8 protein-coding genes are annotated in these 11036 nt (G+C 33.7%); 6 read left to right on the plus strand and 2 right to left on the minus strand.

The features are described from left to right. Window positions 1-66 precede the first annotated feature (66 nt). Window positions 67-687, minus strand: coding sequence for a recombination mediator RecR (recR, locus tag DK441_RS00360; RefSeq protein WP_109096985.1), 621 nt, complete (start codon window positions 685-687; stop codon window positions 67-69). A gap of 265 nt (window positions 688-952) precedes the next feature. Between recR and DK441_RS26335 the strand changes: the two genes are divergently transcribed. From DK441_RS26335 to secA, 5 genes are all read left to right on the plus strand, one after another. Further along, on the plus strand, window positions 953-1120 hold the full coding sequence (locus tag DK441_RS26335; protein WP_159099208.1) for a hypothetical protein: 168 nt from the start codon (window positions 953-955) through the stop codon (window positions 1118-1120). Window positions 1121-1134: 14 nt separating this feature from the next. Beyond that, window positions 1135-1569, plus strand: coding sequence for a GNAT family N-acetyltransferase (locus tag DK441_RS00365; protein WP_109096986.1), 435 nt, complete (start codon window positions 1135-1137; stop codon window positions 1567-1569). Window positions 1570-1599: 30 nt separating this feature from the next. After that, complete coding sequence (locus DK441_RS00370; RefSeq protein ID WP_074408722.1) at window positions 1600-2175, plus strand: cob(I)yrinic acid a,c-diamide adenosyltransferase; 576 nt, start codon at window positions 1600-1602, stop codon at window positions 2173-2175. Window positions 2176-2313: 138 nt separating this feature from the next. Beyond that, the gene (locus DK441_RS00375; RefSeq protein WP_008272287.1) at window positions 2314-2535 is read left to right on the plus strand and encodes a DUF2795 domain-containing protein; all 222 of its coding nucleotides are present in this window, start codon (window positions 2314-2316) and stop codon (window positions 2533-2535) included. A gap of 230 nt (window positions 2536-2765) precedes the next feature. Beyond that, entirely contained in the window at window positions 2766-6122 is a 3357-nt protein-coding gene (gene secA / locus DK441_RS00380) for a preprotein translocase subunit SecA (RefSeq protein ID WP_074408723.1), read from the plus strand. 73 nt (window positions 6123-6195) lie between these two features. Here the strand turns inward: secA and DK441_RS00385 are convergent, their stop codons facing one another. Beyond that, window positions 6196-7068, minus strand: coding sequence for a type IV pili methyl-accepting chemotaxis transducer N-terminal domain-containing protein (locus DK441_RS00385; RefSeq protein ID WP_109096987.1), 873 nt, complete (start codon window positions 7066-7068; stop codon window positions 6196-6198). An 862-nt stretch (window positions 7069-7930) separates the two neighbouring features. Here DK441_RS00385 and DK441_RS00390 point away from each other — a divergent pair. Then, on the plus strand, window positions 7931-11036 hold a 3106-nt coding region (locus DK441_RS00390), incomplete at its 3' end, for a M43 family zinc metalloprotease (protein WP_160111870.1).

Raw genomic sequence — 11036 nt, forward strand, 5'->3', positions numbered from 1 at the left:
TTTCGTATTAAAATTTACTTAATACTTATCCCTTCAAGTTTACAGATACTTCTAAGTATATGCAAATCAAGGACTCTTTAATGCATTCTCAAAAGGAATTCGATTAAGTATACTTCTTCCCAAAGTAACCTCATCTGCATATTCTAATTCATCATTAACACCAATTCCCCTGGCAATCGTAGAGGTTTTTACATCTACTCCCTCTAATTGTTTATACATATAGAAGTTAGTAGTATCTCCTTCCATCGTTGCGCTTAACGCAAATATTAATTCTTTTACTTCTCCAGATTTAACTTTCTCGATCAAAGAACTAATATTTAATTCTTGCGGACCAATACCATCTAATGGACTTATCTTACCTCCTAAAACGTGATATAACCCTCTAAATTGACCTGTACTCTCTATAGCCATTACATCCCGTATATCCTCTACTACACAGATAATTTCACGATTTCTACCCGGGTTACTACAGATATCACAAATATCTGTATCACTAATACTATGACATGTAGTGCAAAATTTAATATCTTCTCGCAATACTCCCAAAGCTTTGGTTAAGTGCTGGGTCTGGGTTTCTGGCTGTCTAAGTAAATGTAATACTAATCGAAGTGCAGTACGTTTTCCTATCCCTGGTAATTGAGACATTTCATAAACTGCATTCTCTAATAATTTTGAGGAAAATTCCATAACGCAACAAATTTAGCATTTTTAATGATCAACTCCGCCCAGAGTTACACTCTTTAAACAAAAAATTATGTTTTTATATCATAATGACATTTTTTATCCCTATAACTGCACCAGCTAATTATAAAAAGACAATAACAGAGGAAAAAATGAAAGTTCGCAGTGCGTAAGAAAACTTGATATAAATTTAATTTTGGGGTATAAACTATGATAATCTTAACTATGCAATTAAGGCCTTTTTGTTACTTTTACTCCAAAAGTAAAAGTAATGTTAGATACTCTTTCTGAAGAAACACAGTTAATTTTAATGATTATAGTTATTGCTATTTTATTCGTAGCAGTATCCTGGAACACCAAACGAAATAAAAATAAACTGTATGATCGTGACAAACGTAATTTTAGACAGAACTATCAAAAAAAGAAAAAGAGAAAATAACTATATTCTATAAAATGAAAAAAATATATGTTAGAAAGGCGACATTAGAAGATATAGAATGGGTAAATAACACTTATCAAAACATAGATTTTGTAGTATCTGATTATACTAGCGAGTATATTGCTATAGCAGAGGTTGAAGGTGCAAAATGCGGACTGGGAAGAGTTGTGAATATTGATCAAAACAACTTAGAATTAGGAGGAATGTATGTATTGGATCAATTTCGAGGTATGGGAATTGCAGAGAAGATCATATTGCATTTATTAAAAAATCATGAACAACATAAAAAGATATGGTGCCTTCCTTTTGAACATCTTCAGCATTTTTATAATAAGTTTGGTTTTCTAGATCAAAAAACACACAATTACGAAATTCCGGATAAAATACATGCTAAACACAAATGGTGTAATCAAAACTATACTAAGAATGTACTTTTATTAGTTAAGTAGCTATCATCTATTAAACAAATATGCAATTCAATGAAAATATATACTAAAACCGGTGATAAAGGAACCACTGCCCTTTTTGGCGGAACCAGGGTACCTAAACATCATATTCGTATCGACAGTTATGGTACTGTTGACGAGCTTAATTCACATATTGGACTTATCAGGGATCAAAAAATTGATGAATTAAGTAAGAAAATATTAATTAATATACAGGATAAACTTTTTACTGTTGGAGCTGTTTTAGCAACTGATCCTGAAAAAGCTATACTAAAAAGTGGGCAAAAACGGCTAAATATACCTACAATTTCTACAGAAGACATTGAGTTATTAGAAAAAGAAATTGACAGAATGAACGAATCTTTGCCGCCAATGACACATTTTGTATTACCAGGAGGGCACCAAACTGTGTCATTCTGTCACATTGCTCGTTGTGTATGCCGAAGAGCAGAGCGTTTAGCAACGGCACTCTATGAAATAAACCCTTTTGAAGAAACAACACTGCATTACTTAAACCGACTATCTGACTATCTTTTTGTACTGGCACGAAAGTTGTCCTTCGATCTTAAGGCAGAAGAAATTGAATGGATTCCTAAAAAGAATTCTTAAAATTTAATAACTGTTAAAATTAGTAAGGGAAACTCCCAAAAAAATCACGTTCTTATAATTATTGTTTAAATAATTAATTTTTTACTTGACTTTTTAAACTAAAAAATTATTTTTGCAAAAAATTAAACCAGTAAACATATGTATTGGACTTTAGAATTAGCATCTTATTTAAGTGATGCGCCTTGGCCTGCTACAAAAGACGAGTTAATAGATTATGCAATTCGTACTGGAGCACCTCTGGAGGTTGTAGAAAATCTACAAGCAATTGAAGATGAAGGAGATTCGTATGACTCTATAGAGGAAATATGGCCTGATTATCCTACAGATGAAGATTATCTTTGGAATGAGGATGAATATTAAATAAATGAAATAGTATTAAAAGTCTCGCAAGAGGCTTTTTTTTTGCGTAAATTATGCCACTTTATGGCTATTTACGGCTTAAAAGTATTGTATAATATGACCACTTAGGTCCTGAGATAGTGATAGACTTCAGATATTGAGGTCAGATTAGCATGTTACCTTAAGTAGATAAGGAACCAATTAGTTTCGTTTTGAAATTAAAATCTCATTAAACACACAACCATAAAATTATGGGAATTTTAGATTCTGTATTAAAAGTATTTGTTGGAGATAAGTCCAAAAAAGACATCAAAGAAATTCAACCAAAGGTCGAATTGATAAAACAAGCAGAAAAGGCAATTGAAGGCCTTTCTCATGATGAACTGCGCGCTAAAACTGTTGATTTTAAAAATAGAATAAACGAAGCACGCACAGAAATCAATACCAAAATAGAAACACTTAACGAGGAAGCTAATAACACAGAAGATATTGATAGAAAAGAAGATATCTATGGTGAAATCGATAAATTAAAGGAAGAAGCTTATGAAATCACAGAAAAAGCGCTAAACGATATTCTTCCCGAAGCCTTTGCTGTTATAAAAGAGACTGCAAAGCGTTTTACTAATAATGAAAGCATCGAAGTTACCGCTTCTGCTTATGATCGAGAACTCTCTGGTACCAGAGATCACATTACTCTTGATGGTGAACAAGCCATTTGGGCAACAAGTTGGGATGCTGCTGGTAAAGAAGTAAAATGGGATATGATCCATTACGATGTACAGCTTGTTGGTGGTATTACACTACACGAAGGAAACGTAGCAGAGATGCAAACAGGAGAAGGAAAAACCCTGGTTGCAACACTCCCGGTATACCTTAATGCTTTATCAGGTAATGGTGTTCATTTGGTAACAGTAAATGACTACCTTGCTCGTCGAGATAGCGAGTGGATGGCTCCAATTTTTCAGTTTCATGGGCTTACTGTAGATTGTGTTGATAATCACAGGCCTAACTCTGCAGAACGTAGAGCAGCCTATAATGCAGATATTACTTACGGAACCAATAATGAATTTGGTTTTGATTATCTACGTGATAATATGTCTCATGCCCCAGAAGATCTGGTACAACGCCCTCATAATTATGCAATTATAGATGAGGTAGATTCTGTATTAATTGATGATGCACGTACACCATTAATTATTTCTGGACCTATACCAAAAGGAGATGTACACGAATTTGATGAGTTAAAGCCTAAGATTGCTGATATCGTTTCGGTACAACAAAAATATCTTACTACTGTTTTAGCTGAAGCTAAAAAACTAATTAAAGAAGGTGATGCTAAAGAAGGAGGCTTTAAATTACTACAAGTATACCGAGGGATTCCTAAGAATAAAGCTTTAATTAAGTTTTTAAGTGAGGAAGGTGTAAAAATGCTACTTCAAAAAACAGAAAACTTCTATATGCAGGATAATAACAGAGAAATGCATAAAATTGATGCCGATCTGTATTACGTAATAGAAGAGAAAAACAATCAAATAGATCTTACCGATAAAGGTGTAGAATATCTTTCGGGAAAAGATGATCCGGATTTCTTCGTACTACCACAAATTGGTATGGAAATCGCTAAAATCGAAGGTTTTGAATTATCAAAAGAAGAAGAAGCAGAAAAGAAAGAAGATCTTTTTAGAGATTATAGCGTAAAAAGCGAACGTATTCACACTTTACGTCAACTATTAAAAGCATATTCTTTATTCGAAAAGGATGTAGAATATGTTGTGATGGATAATAAAGTAAAAATTGTTGACGAGCAGACAGGCCGTATTATGGATGGGCGTCGATACAGTGATGGATTGCATCAGGCTATTGAAGCCAAAGAAAATGTAAAGATTGAAGATGCAACACAGACTTTTGCTACGGTGACACTTCAGAACTATTTCCGTATGTACGGTAAGTTATCTGGTATGACAGGTACTGCGGTAACAGAAGCAGGAGAGCTATGGGAAATCTATAAATTGGATGTTATAGAAATACCAACCAACAGACCGATTGCCAGAAAAGACATGGAAGATTTGGTATACAAAACCAAACGTGAGAAATATAATGCCGTAATAGAACAAGTTACAGAGTTATCCCGAGCAGGAAGACCTGTATTAATTGGTACCACTTCTGTAGAAATTTCAGAATTATTAGGACGAATGCTTACAATTCGTAAAGTACCGCATAATGTATTGAATGCAAAGCTTCATAAAAAAGAAGCTGATATTGTTGCCGAAGCTGGTAATGCAGGTGTAGTAACTATCGCTACCAATATGGCTGGTCGTGGTACAGATATCAAATTATCTGACGAAGTAAAAGCTGCAGGAGGACTTGCAATCGTTGGTACAGAGCGTCATGATTCTCGACGTGTAGACAGACAGTTGCGTGGTCGTGCCGGTCGACAAGGAGATCCAGGTAGTTCTCAGTTCTATGTATCATTAGAAGACAACTTAATGCGTTTATTTGGTTCTGAACGTATTGCCAAAATGATGGATAGAATGGGACTAAAAGAAGGTGAAGTAATTCAACATTCTATGATCTCTAAATCTATCGAAAGAGCTCAGAAAAAAGTAGAAGAAAATAACTTTGGCGTTCGTAAACGATTATTAGAATATGATGATGTAATGAATGCACAGCGTGAAGTTGTATATAAACGTCGTTATCATGCTTTATTCGGAGAACGTTTGCGTGTTGATATCGCCAATATGATCTATGACACTGTAGAAGTAATCACAGAAGGAAATAAAGCTGCCCAGGACTTTAAGAATTTCGAATTCGAATTGATCCGATATTTCTCTATGAGTAGTCCGATTTCTGCAGAAGAATTCGAAAAAATGGATGCTTTAAAGATTGCAGGAGAAATTTATAAAATTGCATATGAGCATTACCAGGATAAAATGAAACGTAATGCAGATGCTGCTTATCCTGTTATTAAACAAGTATATGAAGATCCTGCCAGTAAGTATGAAAGAATCTTAGTACCATTTACAGATGGAGTAAAAAGTATAAATGTTGCTACCGATTTGCAAAAAGCATATGAGTCTGAAGGAAAACAACTCATTACCGATTTTGAAAAAAATATTACACTTGCCATTATTGATGATGCCTGGAAAACACATCTTCGTAAAATGGATGAGTTAAAGCAAAGTGTACAGCTAGCTGTTCATGAGCAAAAAGATCCTTTATTAATCTACAAGTTTGAAGCTTTTGAGTTGTTTAAAGCTATGATCGAAGAGGTAAATAAAGATGTGATTTCATTCTTATTTAAAGGAGAATTACCTACTGGCAATACTCAGGATATTTCTGAAGCTCGCCAGGTGAGAAGAAAAGAGAAGTTAGAAACTTCTAAAGAAGAAATTCCTAATATGGATGAACGTGCAGCACAAAATAGAGCTGCGGGACAAACACAAGGAAAACCCCAAGTCACTGAAACTATCGTACGAGAACAACCAAAAATCGGACGTAATGATAGAGTAACGATCAAACATGTGATGAGTGGAGAGAATAAAACCGTAAAATACAAACAAGCAATCCCACTAATCGAAAAAGGAGAATGGGTACTTGTAAATGAATAAACCCTTTATTATGTAATACAAAAGCCGGAAGAATAAACTTCCGGCTTTTGTATTTATAACTTTAGAATCTCTATCATATTTTTATTTTCTCGTACAAATATGTCATATCATTAAATAATCGAGTAAGCTCGTTACTCATTTTATAGATTTCTTTATCCGTAAATTCTTGATTATTTAATTTATTTTTATTTTTTTTGATCACGTTCCATTGAGAAAAAGTTAATCCTATTTTTTCATCAATTTCAGGAGTATTAAACTTACAAATCAAAAACTTATTAATTGCTCCGTCTAGTTCATGAAAAGCATTATTAAGCATCTGATAAGAGTTTTTATTTTTCAATTCCATTTGATTTGCATAATAATAAAATGCCAATCGTTGAGAAAGCATTCGTTGTCTTCCTGATATATTTATGATACCTTCTAACTCTAATCTATCTTCAATTAAATGAGATTCATTTACATCATCCATAACACTTTGAAGAGCGTTTTTAGATTCTAAAATAATAGAAGACACTACTGCATTCGCAGCTTTAAGAAGATCTGTATTTGTTTCTATTACTTTCTTTGCATTTTCATAACTTGGTTGTGTTTCAATGAGTACTTTAAATTCTTTCCATAATTCATTAACCCTGGCTAGTTTTTCAATAGTTCCCTTAAACTGGGTATTTTGTAAAAGAACACGGTTTTGTTCTTCAAAAATAATCTTACTCGACAGTAAATCTCTCTTCACCTTCACATCATTAGCATTATTAAGTAAGTATAAATATGCTTTAGACATTTTTTGAGTAAGCATACGTTGTTTTCCCGAAACATTTATAGCATTGTTAAATGATAACGATCCATATTTATCATTTAGTTGTGCATGAAGACTTAATGAGTTGGCATATACTAATCCTATCGCAAATAAAATTAGTATTGATCTGGGGGCTTTTCTTTTGCTTTTCATCTGTATTGGCTTTAAGGTTTTGTTATTTAGTTTACAATTCTCAAACAAATCATAAGACGTTAATTTATCTTCGCTTTTTTAGGGGTTTTCTTATTGATTTGCAGGGCAAAAATATTTCAGACTATGTTTCGTAAATATGATTTTTATCAGTCTATAAGTGCCCTTAAATAGGTATGCCGATACTTATCTTACTGTTTACCAGTACTAATTTTGATTTTTATTATGATTTTTATTATGATTTTTTGTTGAAAAAAAATAAAACCCTTCGATAAGTAGTTTCAAAAACCTGTAGGCATAAAGAAAATAGAGTACAGAATATTTTTTTGTTAAGTTGAAATAAGTAACTACCAGCTATAGCAATATGAATATATCTGTTCTTCTTATACTCAAAAGCTACTCAAACAGTTTCTACCGATTCAAAAGAATCTCATATACTATATAAAGAAGTAAATACAAAAAATTAAAATATAATTAATTGTATTTTAAATAGATTCTTCGTTACCTGTTAACCATGATTGGTCTCATATAATTCTAGTATAGTCGTCTAACAATCAATTGATTTTTGATTTTAATAAAAAATCCAACACCTACAAACTTACTAGTAAACCATAAAAAATATGTGTTTTTACCTTTTAAAATACTGGTAGGTACTAGTTTGACAATCATCTTCATAACTATACATTTAACCAAAAATTAATAATTTATTAACAAACACAAATTTTAACTAATCATGAAAACACAAACTCATTTTAAAAGAAACTATCTAAGTATAAGGTATCTAGTCTTATGCTCTTTATTGCTTTTTTGTTTACACATCAGTGCTCAAAATACTGAGCCTAACATGTGTAAAATGGAGGAACAAATGCAAAAACTATATGAGGCCGATCCTTATGCAAAAACAGAAATTAAAGCATTAAGGCAAAGTGCTTCACGAATGAAAAATGGTCAAAACCCAAAATCATATGTAATACCTGTGGTATTTCATGTATTTGGGACCGAGTTTAACAGCGGAAACACTGTTACCAAAGCGATTATTGAAGATGCTTTACAAAAAACCAATGAGGATTTCCAGGGGCTTAATGCAGATTATAGCACTATTGATGCTCCTTTTGATGTTATCAAACAACCTCTGGATGTGACATTTAAACTCGCACAACTTGATCCTAATGGAAATCCTACTACAGGAGTAGTATTCTATGATAAAGCTTCGGGAATGGGGAATTACAACTCTCCTGTAGTAGCAAAAGTTGCTTGGGACAATTACAAATATTGCAACATATACATTACCAGAGACTTATACGATGACGGAGATTTCTATAATTCGGGAGTAGCATGGTATCCTAATACCACCATGTCTGCTGCCAATATTGCTCGGGTAGTATACAATGGAAGCTATTTGGGAAATAATACCAATGAGAATTTTAGATCAGTATTAACTCACGAATTTGGGCATTATTTTGATCTACCTCATACCTTTGATAAAGGAGTATGTAATAATGATCCTAATGACGGAGATGGTGTTGCTGATACTCCTTCTCACAAAAAAAGCTCTTCAAGAACCAATTGTACCGTGTTAAAAAATTGTCTGAATCAGGAAATCAATAGTGAGAATTTTATGGATTATACAGATTGTTACAAAATGTTTACACAAGGACAAGTTACCCGAATGGTCAATGCTTTGGACAATTCATCGACCAGGAATACATTATGGACAAACACCAATCTAACCGCTACTGGATTGGCTTCTGATTTAGGTGCTCGTATCGCTACCTCTGGAGCAATATTTGAAGAACGTTATCTTAATGATGGGATTATAGAAAGTACTATTGATATCACTTGTGAGGACTGTACATTTACAAAAAACTCTGGAAATATGGTGCTTAATACCGATTATACAGTAGCCAATCTACCCGCAGGTTTAACCCCCAGAATTGTAATAAACAGTAACACTTCTGCGACTATACACCTGGATAATACAGCTTCTAATCATAATCTAGCCAACTCTGTAACGAATCTTTCTTTTACTTTCTTAGATCCTATAGTAACTGGTGGAGTAACTCAATTATATAAAAAGAGTTTAGATAACTTAAAAGTAAACTTTAATGATGTATATACAGAATACTGTAATGTAAATATATCATACGCAGTCTATACCCACATTACTAATGTCGAATTTGATGGTAGAACAAATCCATCTGGATACGACGGAATCTCTAATTATACAAAAAGCCTTAAATACCCAGCTAAACAAGGAAAAACTTACCCTCTAACGATTACAACTAACAAAGGTAATGGTGGTGCTGGCGATAATTTAAGAATACAAGGGTGGTTCGACTGGAATAATAATTTTATTTATGAGGATAATGAACTAATAATATCTCACGCATATGCCAATAGTAGTGTTGATGCTAATGGAGATTACAAATATACTACCAATATCACTATTCCCGCAGATGCTGTTTTAGGAAATACAGCTTTTAGAATTCTGGCGCACTATGTACAAAATAATGCTGGTGATACAGCATGTAGTAGTATTGATAGTGGTGAATCTGAAGATTATGGGTTAAATATCATAGATCAAAATGCTACTTTTTCTATGGAATTTTCGGGAACTCCTACCACTGTTAATTTCTCACAAGGTGTGGCATTTTCTGATCTTACTATAACCGATAACGGAGATTCTATTACCTCGTGGTTATGGTCATTTGAAGGAGGGCAACCTGCTACTTCTACCAATAAAAGTCCTTCTAATATCATATTTCCTGAAGGAGGAACTTATGATGTTACTCTAAAAGTGACAACAGCCAATGGAATAAATAAAACGCTTACAAAAACAGACTACATTACTTCGGCATTAAACTACTGTGATAGTGAACCAAAATTCGGAGGTTATTTTAATGTAAATCATGTTACCTTAAGCACAATAGACCATGCTCCTCTTAAAAGTAGAGCGGGTGATTACTATGATACCGTATTTACAACTCTAGAGACCGGAAAATCCTATCCTATTACCATTAAAACAGAACGTGGGAATGGCGGGACTAGTGATGTAAATAGAGTGCGTGTATGGGCAGATTGGAACTTTGATAGTGTATTTTCTGATAATGAATTGGTAGCTACCCAAGTTGTAAATTATGCTGATTACACAAACGATGAATATTCTTTTACAGCCAATATTACAGTACCTGATAATGCTGCTGTAGGTAAAAAAGTAGGATTAAGGGTTATTGGTCACTTTGTAGATGGAACCGATGGAGATGCCGCTTGCGGTTCATATGATAGTGGAAATACAGCTGATTATGGGATCATAATTTCAGAGACAACATCTTCTTGTGATGATGGTATCCAAAATGGAGATGAGACGGGAATAGATTGTGGTGGGTCATGTACACCTTGTAATGTATGTGATTCTAACGGAAAAAGTGTATCAGACGAATATATCAGTAGAGTACAATTAGGAACAATTGATAACTCCTCTACAGGTTCTACAGGAGGATATGGAGATTACACTTCGGTATCTACTACATTATCTAAAGGAGCTTCTAATACCATTACCATTACCCCAACCTGGTCAGGAACCGTATATTCTGAAGGATATAGCGTGTGGATAGATTATAACCAGGATGGAGATTTTGCTGATGCAGACGAGCAGGTATGGAGTAAAGCTGCTTCAAAAGATACACCAGTAAGTGGTAGTTTTACAATCCCATCTGGTGCCAAAAACGGGAATACCAGAATGAGAGTATCAATGAAATACAATGGTATCCCAACAGCATGTGAATCTTTTAGCTATGGAGAAGTAGAAGATTATACTATTACTGTAGGAACGGGAGGAGGGTCTGATCCAACCTGTACAGATGGTATTCAGAACGGAGACGAAACCGGAGTAGACTGTGGTGGATCGTGTACTCCTTGTGCTACTAATGACGGAGTTGTCTATGTAAATAATGAAGATATCACTGTAAGCT

This window comes from Aquimarina sp. AU58, from assembly GCF_900312745.1.
Lineage (GTDB): Bacteria > Bacteroidota > Bacteroidia > Flavobacteriales > Flavobacteriaceae > Aquimarina > Aquimarina spinulae.